This is a genomic window from Gammaproteobacteria bacterium (ex Lamellibrachia satsuma) (assembly GCA_019623805.1).
GTDB lineage: Bacteria > Pseudomonadota > Gammaproteobacteria > Chromatiales > Chromatiaceae > QGON01.
In genome coordinates this window covers 398,510-422,200 of record CP053680.1, presented here as the reverse complement: position 1 = coordinate 422,200, position 23,691 = coordinate 398,510, and the positions used below count along the sequence as shown (strand labels likewise).

Annotated in this window: 24 protein-coding genes and 1 tRNA gene; 12 read left to right on the top strand and 13 right to left on the bottom strand. The window is 52.2% G+C overall.

What is annotated here, in order from left to right:
- The gene (locus tag HPY30_01915; GenBank protein QYZ64856.1) at positions 1-405 is read left to right on the top strand and encodes a sxtJ; all 405 of its coding nucleotides are present in this window, start codon (positions 1-3) and stop codon (positions 403-405) included.
- A complete protein-coding gene (locus tag HPY30_01910) occupies positions 405-557 on the top strand; it encodes a hypothetical protein (GenBank protein QYZ64855.1) in 153 nt (50 codons plus the stop codon). The genes HPY30_01915 and HPY30_01910 overlap by 1 nt, the downstream gene beginning before the upstream one ends.
- Positions 558-612: 55 nt before the next feature.
- On the opposite strand, the gene HPY30_01905 is transcribed toward HPY30_01910, so the two are convergent.
- On the bottom strand, positions 613-1,860 hold the full coding sequence (locus HPY30_01905; protein ID QYZ64854.1) for an IS256 family transposase: 1,248 nt from the start codon (positions 1,858-1,860) through the stop codon (positions 613-615).
- Between the two features lie 645 nt (positions 1,861-2,505).
- Between HPY30_01905 and HPY30_01900 the strand changes: the two genes are divergently transcribed.
- Positions 2,506-4,149 carry a hypothetical protein gene (locus tag HPY30_01900; protein ID QYZ64853.1) on the top strand — a complete coding sequence of 548 codons (1,644 nt, stop codon included), beginning with the start codon at positions 2,506-2,508 and terminating at the stop codon, positions 4,147-4,149.
- Positions 4,150-4,448: 299 nt separating this feature from the next.
- Here the strand turns inward: HPY30_01900 and HPY30_01895 are convergent, their stop codons facing one another.
- From HPY30_01895 to HPY30_01880, 4 genes are all read right to left on the bottom strand, one after another.
- Positions 4,449-5,597 (bottom strand): glycosyltransferase, encoded by a 1,149-nt coding sequence (locus HPY30_01895; protein ID QYZ64852.1) that lies wholly within the window; start codon positions 5,595-5,597, stop codon positions 4,449-4,451.
- Positions 5,598-5,766: 169 nt separating this feature from the next.
- Positions 5,767-5,842 (bottom strand) — tRNA-Lys (locus HPY30_01890).
- Positions 5,843-5,942: 100 nt separating this feature from the next.
- Complete coding sequence (locus tag HPY30_01885) at positions 5,943-6,581, bottom strand: DUF971 domain-containing protein (GenBank protein QYZ64851.1); 639 nt, start codon at positions 6,579-6,581, stop codon at positions 5,943-5,945.
- An 81-nt stretch (positions 6,582-6,662) separates the two neighbouring features.
- A complete protein-coding gene (locus HPY30_01880) occupies positions 6,663-7,547 on the bottom strand; it encodes a taurine catabolism dioxygenase TauD (protein QYZ64850.1) in 885 nt (294 codons plus the stop codon).
- A 112-nt stretch (positions 7,548-7,659) separates the two neighbouring features.
- Between HPY30_01880 and HPY30_01875 the strand changes: the two genes are divergently transcribed.
- Entirely contained in the window at positions 7,660-8,142 is a 483-nt protein-coding gene (locus tag HPY30_01875) for a sterol-binding protein (protein QYZ64849.1), read from the top strand.
- A gap of 62 nt (positions 8,143-8,204) precedes the next feature.
- Here HPY30_01875 and HPY30_01870 read toward each other — a convergent pair whose 3' ends face one another.
- The 6 genes from HPY30_01870 to HPY30_01845 all read right to left on the bottom strand — a co-directional run bounded on the left by HPY30_01870 (position 8,205) and on the right by HPY30_01845 (position 14,045).
- Positions 8,205-9,002, bottom strand: coding sequence for a glutamate racemase (locus HPY30_01870; GenBank protein ID QYZ64848.1), 798 nt, complete (start codon positions 9,000-9,002; stop codon positions 8,205-8,207).
- A 112-nt stretch (positions 9,003-9,114) separates the two neighbouring features.
- Entirely contained in the window at positions 9,115-10,005 is an 891-nt protein-coding gene (locus HPY30_01865) for a U32 family peptidase (GenBank protein QYZ64847.1), read from the bottom strand.
- 5 nt (positions 10,006-10,010) lie between these two features.
- On the bottom strand, positions 10,011-11,006 hold the full coding sequence (locus tag HPY30_01860) for a U32 family peptidase (protein QYZ64846.1): 996 nt from the start codon (positions 11,004-11,006) through the stop codon (positions 10,011-10,013).
- Between the two features lie 27 nt (positions 11,007-11,033).
- Positions 11,034-11,948 carry a TIGR01212 family radical SAM protein gene (locus HPY30_01855; protein ID QYZ64845.1) on the bottom strand — a complete coding sequence of 305 codons (915 nt, stop codon included), beginning with the start codon at positions 11,946-11,948 and terminating at the stop codon, positions 11,034-11,036.
- Positions 11,949-11,952: 4 nt separating this feature from the next.
- Positions 11,953-12,552, bottom strand: a complete 600-nt coding sequence (locus tag HPY30_01850; protein ID QYZ64844.1) for a radical SAM protein — start codon at positions 12,550-12,552, stop codon at positions 11,953-11,955.
- Between the two features lie 77 nt (positions 12,553-12,629).
- Complete coding sequence (locus HPY30_01845; protein ID QYZ64843.1) at positions 12,630-14,045, bottom strand: HDOD domain-containing protein; 1,416 nt, start codon at positions 14,043-14,045, stop codon at positions 12,630-12,632.
- A 229-nt stretch (positions 14,046-14,274) separates the two neighbouring features.
- Between HPY30_01845 and rpsF the strand changes: the two genes are divergently transcribed.
- The 7 genes from rpsF to radA all read left to right on the top strand — a co-directional run bounded on the left by rpsF (position 14,275) and on the right by radA (position 20,393).
- Positions 14,275-14,712 (top strand): 30S ribosomal protein S6, encoded by a 438-nt coding sequence (gene rpsF, locus HPY30_01840; GenBank protein QYZ64842.1) that lies wholly within the window; start codon positions 14,275-14,277, stop codon positions 14,710-14,712.
- Positions 14,713-14,741: 29 nt separating this feature from the next.
- Positions 14,742-14,966: a 30S ribosomal protein S18 gene (rpsR, locus tag HPY30_01835; GenBank protein ID QYZ64841.1), complete on the top strand. Its 225-nt coding sequence runs from the start codon at positions 14,742-14,744 to the stop codon at positions 14,964-14,966.
- A 32-nt stretch (positions 14,967-14,998) separates the two neighbouring features.
- The gene (locus HPY30_01830; protein QYZ64840.1) at positions 14,999-15,901 is read left to right on the top strand and encodes a DUF2232 domain-containing protein; all 903 of its coding nucleotides are present in this window, start codon (positions 14,999-15,001) and stop codon (positions 15,899-15,901) included.
- Between the two features lie 45 nt (positions 15,902-15,946).
- Positions 15,947-16,396, top strand: coding sequence for a 50S ribosomal protein L9 (rplI, locus tag HPY30_01825; GenBank protein ID QYZ64839.1), 450 nt, complete (start codon positions 15,947-15,949; stop codon positions 16,394-16,396).
- Positions 16,397-16,525: 129 nt separating this feature from the next.
- A complete protein-coding gene (dnaB, locus tag HPY30_01820) occupies positions 16,526-17,932 on the top strand; it encodes a replicative DNA helicase (GenBank protein ID QYZ64838.1) in 1,407 nt (468 codons plus the stop codon).
- Positions 17,932-19,014 carry an alanine racemase gene (gene alr, locus HPY30_01815; GenBank protein ID QYZ64837.1) on the top strand — a complete coding sequence of 361 codons (1,083 nt, stop codon included), beginning with the start codon at positions 17,932-17,934 and terminating at the stop codon, positions 19,012-19,014. The genes dnaB and alr overlap by 1 nt, the downstream gene beginning before the upstream one ends.
- Before the next feature lie 2 nt (positions 19,015-19,016).
- Complete coding sequence (gene radA, locus HPY30_01810) at positions 19,017-20,393, top strand: DNA repair protein RadA (protein QYZ64836.1); 1,377 nt, start codon at positions 19,017-19,019, stop codon at positions 20,391-20,393.
- A gap of 124 nt (positions 20,394-20,517) precedes the next feature.
- On the opposite strand, the gene HPY30_01805 is transcribed toward radA, so the two are convergent.
- Together HPY30_01805 and HPY30_01800 are read right to left on the bottom strand one after the other, a co-directional pair.
- Complete coding sequence (locus HPY30_01805; GenBank protein ID QYZ64835.1) at positions 20,518-20,889, bottom strand: PilZ domain-containing protein; 372 nt, start codon at positions 20,887-20,889, stop codon at positions 20,518-20,520.
- Complete coding sequence (locus HPY30_01800) at positions 20,886-21,578, bottom strand: FHA domain-containing protein (GenBank protein QYZ64834.1); 693 nt, start codon at positions 21,576-21,578, stop codon at positions 20,886-20,888. The genes HPY30_01805 and HPY30_01800 overlap by 4 nt, the downstream gene beginning before the upstream one ends.
- A 556-nt stretch (positions 21,579-22,134) precedes the next feature.
- Between HPY30_01800 and HPY30_01795 the strand changes: the two genes are divergently transcribed.
- Entirely contained in the window at positions 22,135-23,610 is a 1,476-nt protein-coding gene (locus tag HPY30_01795) for a sigma-54-dependent Fis family transcriptional regulator (GenBank protein ID QYZ64833.1), read from the top strand.
- Positions 23,611-23,691: the final 81 nt, after the last annotated feature.

Sequence of the window (23,691 nt, the reverse complement as noted above, 5' to 3'; positions counted from 1 at the left end):
ATGGAACACACAATACCTGAACTCGACAAAAAAGGACTGCGGGAATTCGGCCTGGTAACGGGCGGCATCATCGCGGTTATTTTTGGGCTCTTCTTCCCCTGGCTGCTGGATTTTAATATCCCGCTTTGGCCCTGGGTTCTGGCTGGCTTATTGGCCGTCTGGGCGCTGGTAGCTCCGAACTCGCTAGGCCCCGTCTACAAGGTGTGGATGAAGTTCGGTCTGATGATGAGCAAGATCACCACTCCACTGATTCTCGGACTGGTTTTTTTCCTGGTTTTCTTCCCGGCAGGCCTGGTCATGCGGCTGTTCAATGACCCCATGCGGCGCAAGTACGATGCGGATGCCAAATCCTACCGGATCGACAGTCACACGCCCGACAAAAAGAGCTTGGAGAACCCCTACTAATGATCGACCTTATCAAAGACCTCTTCGGTTTTATGAAGGAACGCAAGAAGTTCTGGCTTGCGCCCATCATCATCATCATGCTGCTGCTTGGCGCTCTGGTAGTGCTATCCCAGGGTTCCGCCGTCGCGCCTTTTATTTATACCCTGTTTTAACGGCTCTTCCCCTGATCGAGGAGTTATTGTCAAAAGTGGTGTTTGCCAACCTGAATCAAGCGGCAGCCTGGCCGATTTCTGTCACTTCGACACCATCTTTAAATTTTATTCCGGTTATCACCTTCGCCAGGTAATCGAAACCACGTAGGCGCCTCCATCTCTTCTCGGCACACTGTCCAAGTTTGAACATCATATGCAGCATGCCGTCCCGAGACAGGCAACCCTTTGAACGCTTGGTCCGGTGACGGATCGTGCCGAACGTTGATTCAATCGGATTGCTGGTCCGTATGCTCTGCCAGTGCTGTGCAGGGAAATCATAGAATGCCATCAGTTCATCGCGATCTTTTTGCAAACAGATTGCGGCCTTCGGATATTTTGGCTCATAGGTCTTGAGGAACAGATCAAAGGCTTTCTCGGCATCTGCTTTGGTCTCCGCCTGCCAAATCGCATGCAGTGCCTGTTTTGCCTTCGCCTGAGCTGATTTTGGCAGACAATTTAGCACGTTCATGGTCTTGTGCATCCAGCAGCGTTGTTGGCGTGTCTCACTGTAGACCTCTTCGAGTGCCGCCCAAAACCCCATGGCACCATCACCAATCGCTAACTCCGGCACATTCATTCCCCGTGATTTCAATTTCAGCAATACTTCACGCCAGCTCTGTGTTGATTCGCGTACACCGTCCTCAATCGCCAGGAAACGCTTCTCGCCGCGCTCATTCACGCCGATCACCACCAGCGAACACAGCTTGGTCTGTTCCGATCTTAATCCACTGTAAACGCCATCTGCCCAGACATACACCCAAGCATCCTTATCCAACCGCTCATCGCACCAGGCCCGATACTCCTGAGCCCAGACTTGCTTCAACCGTGACACAGTGCTCGCTGACAGCCCCTGTGCTTCTGGCCCCACCAGAACCTTCAGGGCCTCTCCCATCTCACCACTGGATACTCCTTTCAGATACAACCAGGGAATCGCTGCCTCCAGTGACTTCGTTTTCCGCACATAGGGAGGTACCAGTGAAGAGCGGAAGGTCAGCGGCTTGCCCGTCTTGGCGCGAACCTTGGGTATCCGGACTGTTACAGGCCCCATGCCTGTCTGCAGTTCTCGCTCAGGCAGGTAGCCGTTGCGCACGACACCGGCCCTGCCATCCTCTGTGCGTCGTCCTGAGTAGTCTTCAAGCATCTCTTGCAGTTCAACCTCGACTGCCTGCTGGATCAACTGTCGTGCCCCTGCCTTGAGCATCTCTGTCAGCGGGTCAGCAATCGTATCTCGACCTGCCAGGCCAACAACGGTATTCTTCTTCATGGTGGCGTATCTCCTCAGGTTGTTTGTCGTGTCGCAACTACAAATCAACCAGATACGCCGCCTTTTTTCAAATCAGTCAAACACCAGATTCAGTTATAACTCCTGATCGAGTGGGGTAAGGTTCGCCTAACCACTCCTTCCGGGTAAAGGCTTAAGCCACCAAGGTGGAAGTATATTGCATTGGCAAATCGCTCCTTGTTACGGAGGCCTCTGCTGTGAACCTTGATCATCTTGACCCTGCTGTTGAGGCCTTCTGCGGGCCATTACTTACATTCTCAATTCTACTGATGCTGCGGCACTCTACACGGTGGTTAACGTCCTGGCTCTACTGAACCGGCGAACGCACAACCAACATCCCCGCAATACGCACAGAGCCTGAGCATTGGCAAATACGTTGAATGGTTGTTGTAAAGTGTGAACTGTTGAACGATCAATTGTTGACAATATCTGCTATTTTACAGGTAACAGGATATATTGAATCTTGTCTCTGTGGAATTTAATTCACTATAAACGTGGATAGTGGCACTAAATATTTTGTTTGAGTTGCCGACTATAGAATGTATACGGATGAATACTTAATCTCGACAGGTTTGTACAAGATACATATCACATATTGAAGCAGTAAGATTACTTAGAGGTACCTAGATGAATACTTTATTTTCCAAAGCAATGCTCTTTGTGGCATTTCTTTTAATTGGGACTGCATATGCATATGAACCACCAATAGGCATTCCTAACCCTTCGTTTGGCATTGATCAAACAATTGAAAGTGTTTATGGGTCACCTGATTATTATACACATTTTATCGATAATGCCCATCCTAACGCTACAGATAGCGATAATCCGTTTGGTTCTCCTGAACTACCTAGAATGTCAATACCCCAACAATTTCAGGCCGGCGACGTCGTTCAGATTCATGGTGGACCCTATCTTCAAAATGGACCAGGCAGGTTTTATTTTGATGGTCACGGCACTGTCGATAGGCCAATAATAATTTCTGGGTTGCAGGCAGAACAACTACCTGTATTTCAGCGGTTTATTCATATACGTAACGCCTCCTATATGATTATAGAAGGCATAAAAGTGCAATCACCATTTGATGCCGTATCAATTAGGCCATTAAGTGAGAATACACCTAATCACCATATATCAATACGTGATTTAGAAGTAGATGGCATGGGAATCCTGAGAGGCAACCAATCAATTTCAGCAAGTTCTCCCTATGCATCATCACCAGTCACTGATGTTGTTTTCTATAGAAATTATAGCCATGACATCGGTGCGCGAGATTCTGCTGATGAAGATGATTCCAATAGTTTTGGTATCCTCCATAACGTTTCATATGCTTGGATATTAGATAATAGGAGTACGCGTTGTTCAGGCGACTCGATTGGTATGGGGCATGCAGTTAATTTTACGTCTCATCATATTTTTGTAGGAAGGAATGACTTTTCCGACAATCGAGAAAATGCCATTGACATCAAAGAAATCAATGATGTGGTTCTATCTCAGAATAAGATGTATAACTTTACTGCAAGCTCTTCGTCTGCTGGCGCAGCAGTGGTTATTCACTATGGACCTGAACGTATCTGGATGCTGTATAACGAAGTCTACAATAGTGATCTAGGACTTGTAACTACCGAGAGCACGGAAACATGGATGATTGGAAACGTGATATATGATATTCATGGTTCATCGCCGGATCCAGATTCAGGATATTCAAGTGGTGCTGCAATTCATTTTCGAGGCGCTTCGTCAGGTGGTGTGGTCAATAATACACTCTATGACTATGACACCGGCATTCAATTAACTGCGGGTAGCGATTATTTAGTAGAAAATAATATATTTGCCGGAAGGAATCTGCCACTAGGAGGCTATGACATCCGCATAGGCACTAGCTCAATTGCAGATTCCACTGATTTGAATTATAACCTGTTCGATTCTGCAAATGTTTACTGGAATGGTACTCGCTACAATAGCCTAGACAGTCTGAAGACTAACGAATTAGTTTGTCAATACTGTCTGCAAGATACCTCTTTGGACTTTCTAGATAAAGCGAATAATAATTTTAAAGTTTCTGACACTTCACAAGCGGTAGATAAAGGAAATATGTCTATTGTGTATTCTAGATACAAAAACCTTTATGGCGTTGACATTGTGGCGGATATTGAGGGCAGGACTAGGCCTATTGGTAACGCCATAGATATTGGAGCATATGAAACTGATGGAGTAGCGAATACAAACCAGCCCCCCCCACCGCCATACAATGTGACTGCCACAAAGATTTAGTACCCATACAAAATCTGGCAGATGGTTTCTGGAGGTGGTCTAACTGTTTTGTGCACCCCAAGGTAAACATAATGTGACTTTACTGAGGTAAAGAAATGACCAAGGGATTGTCTGGGAAATTAAAGCATAGTAATTAATCATTAGGTAGACCCCCGGCTATGCCGGGGGGGCTCGCATCGGTTTGACCGATACCAAGGTCTGGGTGACCTTCAAATTTTGGCCATGAAATGAGAAGGAGAAACCTATGCCAGACTACAAAAGTCTGACTCACAACTCGTTGGGACTGCAAATACCAAGCACTAGCTATTGAGACAGTCTCTGTATATGGATTCAGTTTTTTCCGCCAGACGTTTGGTCGAAAACTCCTTCAGCATCCAATTCCTGGCATCTTCTTTCATCCGCTGCAACAGTTCCCTGTCTTCAATAAACCGATTGATACGCTCTGCGAGTGTCTCATCATCACCCAAGTTGATGATGAAACCAGCTTTTCCATCTGGAATCACATAACTGTTGTCTGAAACGTCAGTTGCGATGACGGGTATACCGCATGCCATTGATTCAATCGCGACATTAGGTGTGCCTTCAAACAGAGAGGGGAGGACCGTTATGTCGCAGGCATTATAGAGTTTCTCGACATCATTTCTATTTCCAAGGAAAAGGCATTGTTTGCGGATCCCAAGTTCATCCACCAGCTTTTCAATCGATGTTTTATAGTCTGAAGAGCCGTGCATGCCCGCATAGAGCTGATCTCCAATAAAGACGAAGCGGGTATCCGGGTGTTTGTGCAGGACATGAGTTGCAGCGGCAAACAGGAGTGGGTGGTTTTTCTGCTCTTTGAAACTGCCAAACATGCCAACGCAGAAGGATTCTTTGGGTATGCCTAACTCATTTCTGGTTGCAGAATTATCATGTGGAGAGAAACGGGTTGTGTTGACGCCGTTGTGCACCACCCGGTATTTATTGCGAGGCTGATTGAGTGTTCTGCTGTTGAAGTCAGCGCCAGCATTTGAGTTTGCAATGCATACGTCAAACAGATTCTTTGTCAGACGATAAGCTGTGAGCTGAATCTTCTTCAGTCTATAGTTAGTGTTTCTTTCAGAACTGATGATGACGGGGGTTCCGGCAAGCTTTCCAGCCAAGCGCACTGCAATTTCAGCGTCAAACAGGTAGCTTTGAACGATGTCGGCTTTTACTTGACGGAGAAGTTTGTAAAGTTTCCAGACGACTTTCATATCAAACTTATACTCTTTGTGGATGATATGTAGTCTGTCCTCATGGCAGTGCAGAGTCTCACCAAGTGGGACATAGTCAGATAACGAACAGACATGGACATCGAATTCTGATGGGTCCAGGTTGTTTGCGAGTTCTACTACCTGCCGCTGGGCGCCGCCATACTCAAGGTTGCTGATTACAAGTACCACAACGATTGGTTTGGTTGTTTTTTTCATTGGATATGCTTCGATCGATTATATTATGAGGTGGCTGAACCCGGGATTGGATAGACTTATCCGGAATTAGTTGAAAAATGTTGAGTGAATTTTGGCGGAACCCCTCTAAGGCTGGTGAAGCGAGATCGCCAAGGGGAAAAGGTTATTCATGATGATAACCCTTGCTATATGGTGGGTCGTGCAGGGATCGAACCTGCGACCACCTGATTAAAAGTCAGATGCTCTACCAACTGAGCTAACGACCCGCAATTTGGGAGGGGGAATATTACCCTAACTTGCTATTGGAGTGAAGAGCCAATAACTTATTTTTTGGTGAAACTTTTTCTGGTGATTCTGCAGGTGGAATCAGGCGTTTGGCGTTGCCGGTGGTGTCGGGGAAGTGGGAATCAGCGCCACTTCATCTCCATCTTCAAGCCGGGTAAATGACTCGGAAAACTGTTTATTGACGGTGGTTCGGATCAGTTTGTCCTCGAATATGGCGGCATATTCAGATTTACGCACGCGCAATAGTTTGAGAAGCGACTCAATATTGGTGATTGAGGGGGGGAGAATCATCTCTTCGGTCTGTTTGCCCAATTTGTTGACCAGCCAGGAGAAGTAGAAGATTTTGATGCGGCGCTCGGTAGATGGATCGGTATTCCGCTCATAACCAACCGCTTTCAGTCGAGCAAGGTAGTCTTGCCAATTCTGCAGATGATTCTTTCCCAGATCGTAGAGAGTCTCCCATGAGAAAATGCCCGTGTCGTGCCCATCGTCGAAGATCGGACGAATGGCGTACTGACCCTGGGGTTCAATCTTCTCGATATTCACATCTTCCTTTCCAGTGACTGGCGCCGGATCAGCTTTTACCTCGGCCGCAGTGGAAAAAACCCGCAAATATTCACAAGGCAGTTCAAAGTTTGCCCCGTCGGAAAAACGTAATGCCAGCAGGCGTGATTTTTTGTGAAGACTGATTTCAACGGGATAGGGGGATTCTTTACTCATGATTCTGCCCGGTACGGGATATGTGTTGCAGGGGTGGCGGATGTTGGCACAGATTGGTCGTTCTCTTCAACCTGCCTCTGTTCAGGTTTCCCTGATTCGGTCAAAATACCTGGCGCGGTAGAGTAGACGCTGTTGCCCATGATCCTCGAATCCACTCCGGGTGTGCAGTACATTATTACTGACAAGTCCCTGACCTGCTTGTAGTTTTCCCCGGTAGTGCCAAGCTGTGCTGGTTCTAAGGGTCTGTTTGAGAAAATCCACGGCTTCATCCAGCAAGGGAATCTCTCCCCATTCGATACTGCGGGTACGGTCTGTGTAGCGCATGTGCAGGTGGCCATCCGGGTAGACTGCGAAAACCGGGCCGCTGCGGGCTGGGCGCAACTCTTTCCCTTCTGCAATATTGGCTGGAATCGTCATCGCCTTGGGATGCATCAGGGCGCGAATGAAGTCGGGATTCTTATCACGGACCAGCAGATAGACGATTTCGTGATCCAGCAGATCATTTTCACCACCTTCCTCTGCTGGATTGACACAGTGCAGCAGCAGGCCGTGGATCTGATGATCCAGCTGATTGTAGTATCCATCAGTGTGCCAGGCGATTGGGCGGGTAGTGTAGGGGATATATCCCTGGTGCAGTGCATCAGACTGAACAGTAAGCGAGGTGATTGCGTCTTCATCCGCGCACATATTGTGGTCCAGGTGCTCCAATCCGAAACGGCGGCCCAAGTCACGAATTATATTCTTGTCAGAGTCGTGCCCGGAGAGGCCGGCCCAGATGGCCATATTAGCCTTGCGGCAGAGACGGTGGATCTCCTGATATTCAGATTCGCTCAGGTTTCGTGGATCCTTTATCTCCACTACCAGATCCCCAAGGGACTCAGGGTAATCCTTGAGTTTTGCCTCCCGCCAGGCCTTGTAAGTGCTCTCCTGATCCAGATCGAATGGATTTTCCGCTGCTATGTTCATAAAAAGCGATTCTCGCAGATTGCACTGACTATTGGTATGATCTGAATGATTGACATCTCCACACCTTCAGTTTGTAGGAAAGCGTAATTATCACATTGAATGAGCACTACTCATGACGCAAACTATAGCGAAACGCCCGCGTCTGCCAAGACCTCTCTCCTTACCGCTTCGTCTGGTACCTGAGCGTGCGCACAGCCTGGTTTTGGGCAAGATGCTGAATTATCTCTTTGCCACTGAACGCGCAGAGGGTGAATTGGACTTCCTGGAAGACCGGACTGTACGAATCCAGGTGACCGATGCGAGGCTGAGTTATGCCCTCTCTCTTCAGGACGGCCTCATCGCTGGTGTGAACGGAGGTGAGCCTGCCAATCTCACTATCAGTGGGACTGTTTACGACTATATGCTGCTGATTACCGGTCGTGAGGACCCTGACACGCTCTTTTTTCAGCGGCATCTGTTGATGGAAGGAGACACCGACCTCGGGGTGCATCTGAAGAATATGCTGGCCGCCGTGGATCTGGATGCGCTTCCTGTTCCACAGGCATTTCGGCCGATGATGGACCAATGTCTCTCATTCTATGAAAGGTTGGCCTGACGGTCTTCCCGTCTTGCTAGGTGCGTAGGTTTAATGGTGCGCATGGCGCACCCTATGTAGAATCAAACGGGTAGTGGATTGACCCGGTTGGGATCACCCCAGAGTCGGGAGATCAATCTTCCGGTTTGTTCCGGTGGGCCGCTGGTCCAAAATTGTGTGTTGCCTCCGGTTTTCGCCATTCCAAGCAGGTTTTTTGACCGGAGACGTCGCCTGAGTTCCTGGGCAACGGCCAGTCCCGTATCTATGACCTGGGTCTCTTTGCCGGCATAAGTTCCGATAGTCTCTCTGAGGAAGGGGTAATGGGTGCAGCCCAGAACCAGGGTGTCGGCTCCCCGCTTGAGTAGCGGTTCGATCTGGTTTGCCACCATCTGCCGGGTTTCGGGGCTATCGTGCTCCCCGTGCTCGACCTGTTCCACCCAGCCGTTGCAGGGCTGGACGATAACTTCTGCCCCATTTCCGTGTTGTTCCAGTAACGACTGGAATTTTTCGCTGCCCAGAGTGCCCTCTGTAGCCAGAATTGCTACCACACCGCTTCGGCTCTCTTTGATACCGGGTTTTACCCCCGGTTCCATACCGATGATTGGGATGGGGAATTCGCTCCTCAGGAGAGAGACTGCGGCAGCGGTTGCTGTGTTGCAGGCGATGACGATCGCCTTTGCTCCCTGCTGCTCTACCAGAAAACGGGTGATGGCAATTGCCCGTTGCACTACGTATTCGCTGGTTTTTGAGCCGTATGGGAGATGCTCGCTGTCCGCGACATAGAGCAGATCTTCCGTCGGCATCAGTTCGTGGATATGGCTGAGCACAGAGAGGCCGCCGACGCCTGAGTCGAAGATACCGATGGGTTGCGAGGATGTCATGGTTTACAAAGAAGGCTAAAGGTTTCCACAGTAAGTTTTTGAAAAACAAGTAATATTACCCCGGCCCCGACAAGAACGACAGAGTTTGGCCTATCCGGTGGTACAGTCACCTTTATCCTTTTAATCTCTCCATCCCCGCGCCTCCATGCCAGTACCCGTCGCAGGTTCCCAGGGGAACATAGCGGTCGAGCGGGGGTGGTGTTTCGTCCTGCAATGCTTGGTAGAATGCCTCGACGATGCGTCCGGTATGTTGAGATTGCGGGCTGATTCGCAGGACGTCCACGTCAAGCCGTTTCATCTCCGCAGTTTCCGGCAACAGGTTGCAGGTGAGGGAGGAGACGGTCTGGATGCCGTTCAGGGCGAGGAACGGCTTTTTCTCCTGGGTGGAGAGGAGACGACCGTCGGGGTAATCCAGGCATTTGTACTGGCAGTCATCCTTTGGGAGATTATGTGAGCGAGCGGTAAAACAGCGAGCTGAAAGCGTCAGCGGCATCCGTCCAAAGGCAAAGATTTCAGTTTCCACCCCCTCGGGTCGTTCGGCCTGCATCTCCGCGAGCGTCTCCTTGGAGAGTTCAATCGGCATTACCCATCGCTTCAGGCCTTTGTTTGCCAATACCTGCAGGGTAGCCGGATTGTAGATATTGACTGTCGGTCCGGTGACAAAGGGAACGCCCTGCTTGATGAGCAGCTGTACCGCTCCCATGTCGTTGGCCTCGACCATAAACCGGTCATTTTCGCAGAGACGGCGCAGGGTCAGCATCTCAGACTCCGCCTCCAGCAGGGACAGGGTGGAAAGCACCACCTCTTTTCCTGCACTGTTCAGCTGATCAGCCAGATCAAACCAGTCTTCGGTGCGCAGGCTGCGGCGCTTTGAACAGACTGTTTCACCGAGATAGACGATGTCCACCGGCATCTCCGCCACTTCAGCATAGAAGTTGAAGATATCGTCACGGGACCAGTAAAAGAGATTGGGACCGAGGGAGAGTCGTGGGTTGCTGCTCATAGTTTTTACTGCCAGGGACGATAGTAGGGGCCGAGGGTGGTGGTGGCGCCTTCCGACACCTTGCCCAATTCACGATTCCATTCGGCCCGGGCGGAGAATCTGTCAGGATTCTGCTTACAGGCATCGATTGCCTGACGCCAGACTCGCGTGACCTGCGCCACATAGGCAGGACTGCGCTGCCGTCCTTCGATCTTGATTGCCTCTATGCCGGCCGCTTGCAGTTCTGGTAGCAGCTCCAGCGTATTGAGAGAGGTGGGTTCCTCGATAGCGTAGAAAGTATTCTCGCCAACATCAAAACGCCCCTTACAGATGGTCGGGTAGCCTGCCTGCTCGTTTTTACCATAACGATCGGTCAGGACATCGCCCAGGCGGGACTCCATGCCCTGAGGGGTCTCTTTGTAGGTGACGAATTTTGCTGGAGAGCAGGCCCCGCAGGTGTTGGGGGATTCTCCGGTGACATAGGATGAGAGAATGCAGCGACCTTCTACCATCACGCAGAGGCTGCCAAAACCGAAAATCTCGATGCCGACAGGACTGTTCTCCACCACGTTTTTCACCTGGCTGAGGGAGAGCACCCGAGGCAGCACGGCGCGTTTGATGCCGAAGTTCTCCTGATAGAAACGCAGTGCCTCGTAATTTGTACTTGAAGCCTGAACCGATAGGTGCAGGTTGAGATCGGGCCAGCGGTTACTGGCGTAGTCGAGAACACCTATATCCGCGCAGATCAGCGCATCCACACCGAGACTGGCGGCGGTGTCTACCGCGGCTTGCCAGCGTTCCCAGCCATCCGGGCGTGGATAGGTGTTGATTGCCAAAAAGACACGAACGCCTTTGCGACGCGCATAGACGATACCGTCGGTAGCCCGCTTCTCGTTGAAGTTCAGGCCCGGGAAATGTCGGGCATTGGTATCGTCCCGCAGGCCGATATAGACTGCGTCGGCGCCGTTGTTCACGGCAGCTTTGAGTGAAGGCAGGTTGCCGGCAGGGCAGACCAGTTCCATATTCGATTCCTCAGAGTGAAATATTTGCTATGCGACTTGTCGACCACTGGAGCGGCGCTGACGCAGTTCCTGTTCGATTGCGTTCAGCACGCGCCATTTTTTCGCGCACCATGCGGGAGCCAGCAGGATATCTCTGGTGGCAGTGCCGGTAAGACGGTGCCAGACAACGTCCGGGGGCGTCATCTCCACAAAGTCTGCTGCAATACGTACATACTCATCCATAGCCATCGGCTGATAGCCGCCTGCTCTCCAGGTGTTGGCTAATTGAGTGCCTTTTACCACATGCAGCGGATGCAGTTTGAGTCCATCGGTGCCCAGTTCGAGCACGCGGTGTAGCGATTCATGGCAGTGGTGTGCAGACTCGCCGGGAAGTCCGGCAATCAGGTGGGTGCAAACCTTGATGCCGAGCTGCCGGGCAGCGAGAAGGGTTTTACTGTACTCCGCAAAACCATGCCCCCTGTTGACCCGTTGCAGAGTATCGTCAAAAGCGGATTGCAGCCCCAATTCCAGCCAGACCTCGGCGCCTTCAGCCTGGTATCCCGCAAGTAACTCAAGCACGGCTGTCGGCACACAGTCCGGGCGGGTGCCTATGGAGAGTCCGACTACATCCGCCTCTGCCAGCGCATCGTCATACAGCCGTTTGAGTCGGCTGATTTCGTCATAGGTGTTGGTGTACGCCTGGAAATAGGCGATGTATTTCCGTGCACCGGTGCGCTTTCGGATAATCTTGCGACCGGCTTCTATCTGTGTGGCGATAGGCTTGGTTTGGCGGCCATTAGGGCTGAAGGAGACGTTGTTACAAAAGGTACAGCCGCCGATGCCCTTGGTACCGTCGCGGTTGGGGCAGGTGAAGGCGGCATCGATGGCGATCTTGTGCACTCGCTCACCGTAGCGGTGCAGCAAATACTGACCGAATGTGTTGACTTGATCGGCTAATGTCATCGCCTCAGCCGACCTGGTCCAGAACACGCCGACGGAAATTGACACCAAGTTCCCTGGCAAGTGTTTCACAGGCCTCTATATCCACACCCTCCAGCCCATCGATGGCAGTGGCGGTAACATCGGAGATGAAGCGTGGTGCTGCTTTCAGAAAATCCAACATCGCCTCATATGAACCCGGCAGATTGGGGCAGCAGTGAAAATCATAGACTGCCTTGTTTTGTGCGTTCATCGAGACCGAAAGGGCATCGACGCACTCACCCAGAGCCGGCAGGGTGTCGTGTTTATGCACAAGGTTGGATAGTCCGTCTGTATTGACCCGCACGCGCGTTCCCCGGCCTTTGACTGCATGAGCTACTTCCAGCAACACATTCAGCCGCAGGGTGGGCTCGCCGAAGCCGCAGAAGACAACCTCATCGTACTGTTCCGGGGCGCCGATGGCGTCGATTATCTCCTGTGCGTCAGGACGGTGGTTCATGGTGAGATCGAACTCATGCACCCGCATGCTGCCCTGAGTTTTAGGGCAGAAGGTGCACTCCAGGGTGCAACGGTCATTGATGCTGACGTAACGGCTGTTGCCGATTGTATAGGCGATCTGTTGTGTCACGGGTGGATAAGTTGTTTACGCTAAACCGATACATCCTATCGGCTCGTCCGGGCTGGACAATGATCTGAATCAAGCATTTAGCGGGTCAGTTCCTGCATGGCACGACGGCATCTGGCTTTGAAATTATTGAACTGATCCGTATTCAGGCTCCCGCCAGTGCAGCCCGCGTCAGCATAGAATACACCAATTGGCTTGTCTTTGATGAAGACGGATATGATGAAAAAGCCACTGCTGCAGACGACTCGAACGACCGATTCCGGGATCGAAGGCAGGTATTTTACCAGGTTGTCCGGGTTCAGCCACATGGCTTGGGGTTTCTTTATCAGTATTGAAAAGAGATTGGGGGAGTGCAGGTCGACCTCGAAGGTTTGTAATGAAGCGCCGTTGTTTTTGTCCACGACAAATCGTGCCTTCAGTGTTTTTCTGTCTGGGGAGAGCATGGCGAACATAGCCCTCTCCAGACCGTGCTCATCACACAGGGCATGTAGGGTGCGGGTCAGAAGCGCCTGTAAAGGATTGGTTTTTGGTTTTGCCTGCGGTGATTTGCCGCTAGCGGGAGGAGGCTCCACTGCCGGACGGTTTCCCAGGGGGTGCTCAATCTTTACCACTGGCGCGAGGGGTTTTACTTTCCTTGTCATCCCGGTCTGGAGCAGCCTGAAGGCGGGTAGCGGCAGGGGAAGTGACTGCAACTGGTTGGCTGCAGTAACGGCCAGTTGATGCAGGTAGGTGGATGCCTGTGCTTCACTGATCCCGATGAATTCAGCTAACAGCTCCAGTTTGTCACTGGCATCATGGCTGTTCCAGTCCGACGCCGTGGTTTTGGCAACAGCAGCAGCCATCATCACTGTCAGAGGGCGCGGCTGATAGCTGTTGAAGAGGCCCTGGGACTCTTGTAGCAGTTCCGGAAGTTCCCAGCGGTTGCCCAGTCCCAAGTTCAACTCTTCCAGGGTGAATCCCAGTACCTCCAGCGCGGCATCTTCGTGTCCGTCACCCTGCTTGATGCGCGCCTGCATATTTTTCATGGTGTCGGGTTCCGCGACCCAGAGTGCCATTTCGCCAATATCGTGCAGCAGCGCTGCATTGGCGAATGCTTCCGGATGGTGATGTCCCAAGCGTTCTGCGAGATTTGCAGCATAGATGGCTGCATGTGCGGCTCTGCTGTAGCAATCGAGGAGCCCACGTCTCGGGGAGCCCTTGAGCAGATCTTCAAGAACCGGCAACTCACGGGCCATGCGTTCGATGGTGTCCATGCCGAGCAGAGGGATGGCATTGGCGATTTTTGTAACCGGCTCGCGTGATTTGCTGGGTAAGGTCCTGAGTTGTCTGAAGATGGCGAGACTGAATCCGGGATCGCGTTCTACCAGTTTACTGATAGCAGCGTGACTGCCTGAAACACTGTTCAGTACTTCTCTGACCTGCTTTAGAGTCCGGTGCAGTGCCGGTAGCGGATCAGTGTGGAGACGGCGCACCCAGTCATTGACAGAATCGGACATCGTGCTTGAGGTTCCTGCTGTTGGAGTTGTTTGCATTCTATTTGGAGCGGCGGAGGAGGGGAAATCTTTATGCTTTATTCTCCTGCTTCGTAACCTGCAGAAACTGCATTGGTTGCGGAGAATCCCCCCTCTATGTAAAATGCGCGGTTTTCCCGGTGCCCGATATCCGGGTGCCACTCCTTGCTTCACCGCAAATGCGGGAGGCTGCCTATGACCGAAAGGAGAAACAATGAGGCACTATGAAGTTGTGTTTCTGGTCCATCCAGACCAGAGTGAGCAGGTCCCTGCCATGATCGAGCGTTATCGCGCTGGTATCGAAGCCACAGAGGGTGTGATTCACCGTTTGGAGGACTGGGGGCGTCGCCAGATGGCCTATCCCATCAACAAAATCCACAAAGCGCACTACGTGATGATGAACATCGAGTGCGGCAGAGAAGCGCTTAATGAGCTTGAGAGCGCATTTCGTTTCAATGACGCGGTATTGCGTAACATGATTATCTGTCGCGATGAAGCCATCACTGAGTCCTCGCACCTGGCCAAGTCTCAGGATGAAGACGAGTCAGCGGGTGATAAGCGCAGAGAGCCTGCCGGTGATAAGCCTAGAGAGTCTGCGGGTAATGAGCCTGCGGGCGAGAAGCCCGAAGACGCTTCTGCGGACGCCGAATAACTCACAGGATTATCAAGAGGATATAGACTATGGCGCGTTATTTTCGTCGTAAAAAGTACTGCCGTTTTACTGCTGAAGGCATCACAGAGATCGATTATAAGGATCTCAATCTGTTGAAGGCCTACGTCAGCGAAAGCGGCAAGATTGTGCCGAGCCGGATTACCGGGACCAAGGCTAAGTATCAGCGTCAGCTGGCCACCGCCATCAAGCGGGCCCGCTTCCTGGCGTTGCTGCCATACACTGACACGCACTGAGGGTATCTGACCAACCAGCAGGAGAAGTCTGAATGAAGGGGTTGGCATCCTTTGTGATGCGGGGGCCTTCCCAGGCGGTGATGGTAACCACCGTGCTGGCGATGCTCTCTTTGATACTGCCCCTGCTTGGGATTTTGAGTGCGGCGGCCGTGGGCCTCGTTACTCTGCGTCAAGGGGCGGGTGCCGGACTGAAAATCAGTCTGTTTGCGACCATCGCTTGCGGAGTCATGATGGGGATTGCCTTTGGTAATCCATTGCCGTCATTGGGTTTTCTGTTACTCCAGTGGTTACCGCTCTGTCTGCTGGGGGTGATGCTGAGAAGCAATCGCTCTTTAAGCCTGACGACCCAGACTGCACTGGCTTTCGGAGTGCTGGCCATTGTGGCGCAGTACCTGATGTTCGGCGACCCCGTGGCTCAGTGGAAAGAACAGCTTCAGCCGCTGGCTGAGCAGTTTGAGCAAGCTGGTCTGTTTGACTCGACCCAGAGTGGGGAAGTGGTCGAACGCATGGCGGGATGGATGGCCGGAGTGATTGCGGCCGGCATCTTCCTGCAACTGGCGTTCAGTCTCTTTCTGGCGCGATGGTGGCAGGCTCTGCTGTTCAATCCGGGAGGCTTCCGGGAGGAGTTTCACAGCTTTCGGCTGCAGAAGGCTTTTGCTGTGCTTGGTATCCCCGTATTGGTGGTGCTGCTGGTGCCTGCGGAACAGACGCCTGAGCTGGCGCGCTACCTGGGATTGCTGTTGATGGCAATTCTGTTTCTGCAGGGACTGGCGGTGGCACATGGCAGTCTGGCTGGGCGATCTTCGGGGCAGCTCTGGCTGGTTGGTTTGTATTTTTTGTTGATTGTTTTGATGCCACAGTTCGTGATGGTTCTGACGACCATTGGATTGATGGACATCTGGGTAGATTTTCGTGTTCGGTTTGCAAAGAAATGAAAACCGGCTGAGAAAGACATTTGACCTTATTTAAGGGTGAGAACAATGGAAATTATTCTGTTGCAGAAAGTTGATAACCTGGGAAACCTGGGTGAAAAAGTAAACGTGAAGTCAGGCTTTGGTCGGAACTTCCTTATACCTTCCGGCCGTGCCGTACCGGCTACTGCCGATAATCTGTCGGCTTTCGAGGCGCGTCGTGCCGAGCTGGAAAAGGATGCAGCCGAAAAGCTGGCGTCAGCCGAATCCCGCAAAGAGAAGCTGGAGACGCTCTCCATCAGCATCAGCCACAAGGCGGGTGATGAGGGCAAGCTCTTTGGTTCCGTCGGTACTGCCGATATTACAGCCGCTGTCGAGGCTGCAGGCGGCGAGATTTCGAAGCAGGAAGTCCGTCTGCCGAATGGCCCCTATCGTGTTGCTGGCGAATATGAGGTGGACATCCACCTGCATGCCGACGTCAACGCGGTTATCAAACTGACGATCGTTCCCGAAGAGTAAGTTCTTTCGGCGTTCTATCATTGCCCCGGCCGGTCATGCACTCGCCGGGGCATTCGTGTTTGTGGCGTACTGAAAATCGATCGCTTTGGATGGTAATATGTCAGCCCGATCACAGCCTGCTTGAGACAAATGTCTGAACCCGACTATCCACAAGAGATTGCCGATTACCCGGATCATGCCGCTGAAGCCCTGAAGGTTCCGCCTCATTCGATTCAGGGTGAACAGTCGGTATTGGGGGCGCTGATGCTCGATAATGCCACCTGGGATCAGGTGGCAGATCTGGTGGTGCAGGATGATTACTACCGCAAGGAGCACCGACTGATCTTTGGGTCTATTGCCTCGCTGGCAGAGAATAGCCAGCCTTTTGACGTAGTTACCCTGGCCGAGACTTTGGAGCAACAGGGGGCCTTGGAGGATGCGGGCGGCCTGCCCTATCTGGTTCGGCTGGTTGAAGAGACTCCCAGCGCAGCCAATATCAAGTCTTACGCCGGTATCGTGCGTGAATATTCTGTGATGCGGCATTTGATCTCCGTCGGTACGGAGATTTCAGATAGTGCTTTTCATCCACAGGGCCGGGACTCGGCTGAGTTGCTCGATAACGCCGAGCGCAAGGTTTTCGAGATTGCAGAGCAGCGTTCCAAAGGTGGCGGGGGATTCAGTCCGATAAAGTCGCTGCTGACCAAGGCGGTAGACCGGATCGAGGCGTTGTTTCAGCAGGACGAGCCGATTACTGGTGAAAGTACAGGGTTCAGTGATTTTGACGCAATGACCTCAGGTCTGCAGCCTGCAGACCTGATTATCGTTGCCGGTCGGCCGTCCATGGGCAAGACCACTTTTGCCATGAATGTTGCAGAGAATGTGGCGATCAAGGGACAAAAAGCGGTTGCTGTCTTCAGCATGGAGATGCCGGGAGACTCGCTGGCGATGCGCATGATGTCCTCCCTGGGACACATCGATCAGCTGCGGGTTCGTACCGGCAAGCTGGAGGATGACGAGTGGCCCCGCCTGACATCCGCAGTCAGTATGTTGGCGGAGACCAAGCTGTTTATTGATGATACGCCTGCCATGTCGCCAACCGAGGTGCGAGCCCGCGCCAGGCGTCTCAAGCGGGAAAATCCCGACTTGGGCTTGATCGTGCTCGACTATCTGCAGCTGATGCAGGCGCCGGGTGAGGGGGATAACCGCACCAACGAGATATCTGCGATCTCCCGTTCCCTCAAGGCATTGGCCAAAGAGTTGTCGGTGCCTGTCATGGCGCTGTCACAGCTCAATCGAAGTCTGGAGTCTCGCACCAATAAACGTCCCATCATGTCAGACCTGCGTGAATCTGGAGCCATCGAGCAGGATGCGGACCTGATCGTCTTCATCTATCGGGATGAGGTCTACAATGAAGACAGTCCGGACAAGGGTTTGGCTGAGATCATTATCGGCAAACAGCGTAACGGTCCCATTGGGACCACGCGTCTCACTTTCCTCGGAAAATATACGAAGTTTGAAAACTACATCGATGATGGTTATGGCGACGAGGGTTATTGATGGCCTTTGTTCCGCAGGCAACGATAGACCATCGGGCGCTGCGGCATAATCTGCAAAGGGTTCGCGAGACTGCGCCGGAGAGCCGCGTTTGGGCGGTGATCAAAGCCAATGCTTATGGTCATGGCATGGAGCGAGTCGCTGCAACGCTGCAGGCTGCGGATGGTTTTGCCGTGGCCCGCATCGAAGAGGCACAGCGGCTGAGGCAGACCGATGTGAAAAAGCCGATCCTGATCCTGGAAGGTGTCTTTACACCGGAGGATGTCCAGTCCGCATCAGAGAACGGTTTCCAACTGACTGTCCACCACTTCCGTCAGGTTGAGCTGCTTGAAACGACGCGACTCAACTTTCCTGTTGCATGTTGGCTCAAAGTGGATACTGGCATGCACCGCCTCGGATTTTCTCCGAGTCAGCTTAGTGAAGCTGCTTTGAGACTGCAGAAGGTTAATGGGGTGAGTGATCTGCACCTCATGACCCACTTGGCGAACGCGGATGACCGGAATGATCCGGCCAGCCTGAAACAGTGCGAACGCTTCGACAGGCTTACACTCTCTTCCTACACTGATCTTTCGATCGCCAACTCAGCAGGCCTGCTAGCCTTTGAAGCGACACATCGTGACTGGGTCCGGCCAGGCATCATGCTCTACGGTGTCTCTCCCTTTCAGCACTCCATAGGATCGAATGAAGGCTTGCAACCTGTGATGACCTTCAGTAGTCGGGTATTAGCGCTGAATCACTACAATGCCGGTGACCGTGTCGGCTATGGCGGCACCTTTGAGTGCCCTGAGTCTATGCCCGTAGCGGTGGTTGGTGTGGGTTATGGCGATGGCTATCCTCGCCATGCGAAGCCGGGGACGCCGGTCTTGATCCGCAATCAACGACTGCCCCTGATCGGTCGGGTTTCAATGGATATGATCTGCGTTGATGCCAGGGCCTTGCCGGATCTGCAGATTGGAGAGGTGGCAGTGCTTTGGGGCGCAGGATTACCGGTGGAGTTGATTGCGCAATCGTCTGAAACCATTGCCTATGAGTTGCTGTGCGGTATTACCGGTCGTGTTGACTTCATCGATGTGGAAAAGGATTAGTTGTGGCACAGGGAATAAAGAAGAACAGTAAATCGGTCTACGTTTGTAGCGCTTGTGGAGGTTCTTTTCCCAAATGGGCAGGGCAGTGTCCCGACTGCAAGGCATGGAATGTTCTGGAAGAGATGGCAGTAGCGCCAAAAGGGCCGGGCAGTGGCCGTTTTGCAGGTTATTCCGGCGAAGTGAGTCCTGAGATATACACCCTTGCCGCAGTGCAGGCGAACCAGGAGATCCGTGTCCCTTCAGGCAGCAAAGAGCTGGACCGGGTGCTTGGCGGAGGATTGGTTTACGGCTCGGTGATACTGCTGGGGGGAGACCCGGGTATCGGTAAATCCACGCTCCTTATCCAGACCCTGGCGCAGCTCTCGGTCTCCATGCAGACGCTCTATGTTTCCGGGGAGGAATCGCCTCGTCAGATCGCCCTGCGGGCGCAGCGTCTGGGGCTGCCGGTGGATGAACTTCGCCTGCTGCCGGAGACCTGCGTGGAACGGATTGTCGCCTCTGCGGAAAAAGAGAAACCGGCAGTTTTGGTGGTCGACTCGATTCAGACCATGTTTACTGAACAGTTGCAGTCCGCTCCGGGTTCGGTTTCCCAGGTCAGAGAAGCAACCGCGCAACTGGTCCATTTCGCCAAGCGAAGCGGCACTGCGGTTTTTCTGGTCGGACATGTCACCAAGGAAGGCAATCTGGCGGGTCCCAGGGTACTGGAGCACATGGTGGATACCGTGCTCTATTTTGAAGGTGAAGCGGGCAGTCAGTTCCGCCTCATCCGTACGATCAAAAACCGTTTCGGCGCGGTCAACGAACTGGGTGTGTTTGCGATGACCGAGCGGGGTCTGAAAGAGGTGAGCAATCCCTCGGCGATCTTCCTCTCCCGACATACCGAAGCGGTGCCCGGGAGTGTGATTCTGGTGACCCGGGAAGGTACCCGGCCGTTGCTGGTGGAGGCTCAGGCATTGGTGGATGAGAGTCCGCTGGCCAATCCCCGGCGAGTTACCCTGGGCCTGGAACAGAACCGTCTCTCCATGTTGCTTGCGGTGCTGCATCGGCACTGCGGTATCAGCATGTTTGATCAGGATGTCTATGTGAACGTGGTTGGTGGAGTGCGTATCACCGAGACGGCGGCGGATCTGGCGGTATTGCTGGCGGTGCTTTCCAGTTTTCGCGGCAATTCATTGGAGACAGGTCTGGTGACCTTTGGTGAAGTCGGTTTGACTGGTGAGATCCGGCCGGTGCCAAATGGTCAGGAGCGCCTGCGGGAAGCGGCCAAGCACGGCTTCAAAAGAGCAATCGTACCCAAAGCCAATGTACCGAAACAGACGGTCAAGGGGATTGAAGTCGTACCGGTGGAGCGTCTTTCTGAAGTGCTTGATGCAATCTGACTATTGCCAGTCCAGAAATACATGATTCATCGAGATGACTGCGAAGAGTACAAAGATAACTACTTGATTAACAAGTTTTTATAGTGTGTTTTGTGTTCTTCGTGGTGACAATGATGTTTGATATCTAAGCCAGCGCCTCCAATTCCCTTTCGAGCAGCTCTGCATCGCCGGTGTTAAGTTCGACCAGGCGCCGCAGGTGAGTGATGCTCTCCATATCGATGGTGTTGCAATGAAAACCGATCGCGCCTTCCCCAATGTGAGCAACACTGGCCTGCATTTTGATTCGTGTCTCCGTATCACCTAGCTTGATATCCAACTCAACGGACTGATCCGGTTGGCCGCTCCAGTCAGCTGGGCAGACAGCCAGGGCACCTTTTAACGACAGGTCCAGCAACGTCGTTTCAAATGATTTTTCACCCTCTGATATGCGCATTGGCGCATCGAAAAGGACGCGTCTGAAGCGGCGGCGCTCTTCCGGTTTTCCTGAAGTGGTCATTGTGTCTGGCTCCCTATTAGATGAAATTGCATTTCGGTCCCGCCGACATGGATGAGATCGCCATCCTGTAGCAAACGTGATTCTTCTCCAATCTTTTCGTCATTAACGCTGGGTGATACGGGGCCTTCAAGATGGGAGAGGAAATAGCCGTCGTTGCGGAGAGCAATAATGGCGCAATCGCTACCGGCACGCCCGATACGGGTGAGATTATGATTCAATGGAATGATCCGGCCAATATGGTCGCCGCTCATGATCTGCAGCATGCCTTCCTGTGGTAACGAGGTATCGGTAGCGGTAGCCGGGTCGATATTTTGAAAGATGCTCCAGCTTTCCTCCTCCCCACCAGTCTCCTCCTTTACGATGTTTGCTGCTTCGGTATACAGTTTCCCACCCGGCTCGAGAGCGTCTTCAGCATAGGAGAGGGTATGTTTGCCGATCTGAATGACATCCCCATGCACAAGATCGGTTGATTCAACGACCTTGTGGTTGATGAGAACCGGGTGATTATTATCTTGCGCTATGAGATGCGAGCCGGCTTCATCCAATTTGATGAGTATCTGTTTTGGTGCCACTGCCAGGCTATCGATGAAAAGCGTGCAGTCGGTATCCCTGCCGATAAGCGTGTCGCCTTGAGCAAGATGGTGGACATCGATGATACGGCCTTTGAAAGAAAGGGTTAGCTTGGGCATGGAATAACTCACTGCAATATACTGCGCTGGGGGATAGTAAAGAGTATTTTTCGGACGGTATCAACTACCTGAACTACTGTTAATCAGCGCCATTGGCTTTTGATCTGCCCAGCATGCCTTTGTAGGGGGCACAGACGTACCTGATTTCGTGAATTAAAGTTTCGGCGTTCGTGGCGACGGTTGGCATGGGGTGTGGCTTCTCTAATATGTGACAACATAGAAAGCAACTTGCGTACCATGATTACGGATCCCCGCTGGATTTTTGTCGGTCGCCTTCCTTTCGAACTTACACTTCGCCAACTATTGGATGATACTGTTAGTTGGAGAATTGCACTTTAAAATTAATGAGATAAACCTTTATCCTAGTGATATTTCTTAGTGTGACATAATTTTGACATTCTACTGATTTGCTGCTTAACTCTGCGTCAAAGGTTGGCATCAAATTAAATTTGTGCCCGAATAATCGATAGTCTGAATATTTTTGTATCTGGTGACCAGTGATTTTCTGGCGGCAATTCAATAATTCATCAATTCATCTTAATGGAGTCGGAGTGTAATGGGTGAAGCGGCGGAAAAACTAGCTCCTGCGTTTCCTCGACTCTGTGTCTATCTTGTTGATGAGGATCCCGAGAGGCGGAAATATCTGGAGCATATTCTCAGTTTTCTGGACGGGAATGTTCTGTTCGCCAGTAACCCGGAGGATATCCATCAACATATCAAATCGGCAACCGAGGCCTGCTCAGCTGTTTTGGTCGGTCCGGATCTGGATCGGGATACCCTCAGTAATTTTGCGAGCAAGCTGAACGAATTGCATCCCGAGATACCTCTCTTTCAGACTATTTTGAATGGGGGTGAGTTGTGGCGGGGATTCGAGGGTTGTGAAAACGTTATTGGTTCGCTGAGTCTGCCCACGCAATATGACAGCCTGATGGGCTTGATCCACAAGGCCCAGGTCTATCAGGAAGCGCACAAACAGGGTGAAGTCGTTGCGCGGCCGGTAGAACTGTTTCGAAGCCTATCCGGCAGCAGCCGTGCGACACGGCAGGTCAACCGCATGATCGAGCAAGTGGCCGATTCTGATGCGACTGTCTTGATATTGGGTGAGTCAGGGACAGGTAAAGAGGTGGTGGCGCGAAAGCTTCATTTTCACTCCCATCGCCGGGGCAAGGCCTTTGTGCCTGTGAATTGCGGTGCGATTCCTGCCGATCTGCTGGAGAGCGAACTTTTCGGTCATGAAAAAGGAGCCTTTACCGGGGCAATCAGTGCCCGCAAGGGTCGCTTTGAAATGGCCGAAAACGGTACCCTGTTTCTTGATGAGATCGGTGACATGAGTATGCCGATGCAGGTCAAACTGTTGCGTGTTTTGCAGGAACGCACTTTCGAGCGTGTCGGCAGCAATAAGACACTGCACTCGAATGTCCGCATCATTGCGGCGACCCATCGCAATCTTGAGGTAGCGATTGATGAGGGCAGATTCCGTGAAGATCTTTTCTATCGTCTGAATGTATTTCCCATAGAAATGCCACCATTGCGGGATCGGGTGGAGGATATTCCGGTACTGGTCAACGATCTGATTCATCGCATAGAGAATGAGAAGCGAGGGTCGGTACGTTTGACTCCCGCTGCCGTTGCGGCCTTGAGTCACTATCGATGGCCCGGTAATGTCAGGGAACTGGCGAATCTGATAGAACGGTTGGCAATTCTCTATCCCTATGGGGTAGTTGACGTGGGCGATCTGCCCGACAAATTCCGGCCTGCTGGTGGATTGCTCGATACGGTGCAGCTGCCCGAAGTGACAATCCCTGGTGATGAGCCAGACACCACGCTGCATGCCCCACGACTGCCCAACGACGGCATCGATCTCAAGGCCCATCTTGGCAGTCTGGAGCAGAGCCTGATCCAGCAAGCCCTCGAAGAGTCGGGCGGCGTTGTCGCGCATGCAGCCAAACGGCTCCACATGCGTCGCACGACATTGGTGGAAAAACTGCGTAAATATGGTCTTCAACGCCAGCATGAGTCGACGGGAATTTGACGTTTCCTGATACTTGAATATGCAAGTCATTGGAATATAACAAATAATAAAATAGGCACGGTTGTTGCTCTGTATCTTGGG

Excerpts from the sequence above, each read along its gene's own strand:
- HPY30_01915 (QYZ64856.1), top strand. The coding sequence starts at position 1 with ATGGAACACACAATACCTGAACTCGACAAAAAAGGACTGCGGGAATTC.
- HPY30_01910 (QYZ64855.1), top strand. The coding sequence starts at position 405 with ATGATCGACCTTATCAAAGACCTCTTCGGTTTTATGAAGGAACGCAAG.
- HPY30_01905 (QYZ64854.1), bottom strand. The coding sequence starts at position 1,860 with ATGAAGAAGAATACCGTTGTTGGCCTGGCAGGTCGAGATACGATTGCT.
- HPY30_01900 (QYZ64853.1), top strand. The coding sequence starts at position 2,506 with ATGAATACTTTATTTTCCAAAGCAATGCTCTTTGTGGCATTTCTTTTA.
- HPY30_01895 (QYZ64852.1), bottom strand. The coding sequence starts at position 5,597 with ATGAAAAAAACAACCAAACCAATCGTTGTGGTACTTGTAATCAGCAAC.
- HPY30_01885 (QYZ64851.1), bottom strand. The coding sequence starts at position 6,581 with ATGAGTAAAGAATCCCCCTATCCCGTTGAAATCAGTCTTCACAAAAAA.
- HPY30_01880 (QYZ64850.1), bottom strand. The coding sequence starts at position 7,547 with ATGAACATAGCAGCGGAAAATCCATTCGATCTGGATCAGGAGAGCACT.
- HPY30_01875 (QYZ64849.1), top strand. The coding sequence starts at position 7,660 with ATGACGCAAACTATAGCGAAACGCCCGCGTCTGCCAAGACCTCTCTCC.
- HPY30_01870 (QYZ64848.1), bottom strand. The coding sequence starts at position 9,002 with ATGACATCCTCGCAACCCATCGGTATCTTCGACTCAGGCGTCGGCGGC.
- HPY30_01865 (QYZ64847.1), bottom strand. The coding sequence starts at position 10,005 with ATGAGCAGCAACCCACGACTCTCCCTCGGTCCCAATCTCTTTTACTGG.
- HPY30_01860 (QYZ64846.1), bottom strand. The coding sequence starts at position 11,006 with ATGGAACTGGTCTGCCCTGCCGGCAACCTGCCTTCACTCAAAGCTGCC.
- HPY30_01855 (QYZ64845.1), bottom strand. The coding sequence starts at position 11,948 with ATGACATTAGCCGATCAAGTCAACACATTCGGTCAGTATTTGCTGCAC.
- HPY30_01845 (QYZ64843.1), bottom strand. The coding sequence starts at position 14,045 with ATGTCCGATTCTGTCAATGACTGGGTGCGCCGTCTCCACACTGATCCG.
- rpsF (QYZ64842.1), top strand. The coding sequence starts at position 14,275 with ATGAGGCACTATGAAGTTGTGTTTCTGGTCCATCCAGACCAGAGTGAG.
- rpsR (QYZ64841.1), top strand. The coding sequence starts at position 14,742 with ATGGCGCGTTATTTTCGTCGTAAAAAGTACTGCCGTTTTACTGCTGAA.
- HPY30_01830 (QYZ64840.1), top strand. The coding sequence starts at position 14,999 with ATGAAGGGGTTGGCATCCTTTGTGATGCGGGGGCCTTCCCAGGCGGTG.
- rplI (QYZ64839.1), top strand. The coding sequence starts at position 15,947 with ATGGAAATTATTCTGTTGCAGAAAGTTGATAACCTGGGAAACCTGGGT.
- dnaB (QYZ64838.1), top strand. The coding sequence starts at position 16,526 with ATGTCTGAACCCGACTATCCACAAGAGATTGCCGATTACCCGGATCAT.
- alr (QYZ64837.1), top strand. The coding sequence starts at position 17,932 with ATGGCCTTTGTTCCGCAGGCAACGATAGACCATCGGGCGCTGCGGCAT.
- HPY30_01805 (QYZ64835.1), bottom strand. The coding sequence starts at position 20,889 with ATGACCACTTCAGGAAAACCGGAAGAGCGCCGCCGCTTCAGACGCGTC.
- HPY30_01800 (QYZ64834.1), bottom strand. The coding sequence starts at position 21,578 with ATGCCCAAGCTAACCCTTTCTTTCAAAGGCCGTATCATCGATGTCCAC.
- HPY30_01795 (QYZ64833.1), top strand. The coding sequence starts at position 22,135 with ATGGGTGAAGCGGCGGAAAAACTAGCTCCTGCGTTTCCTCGACTCTGT.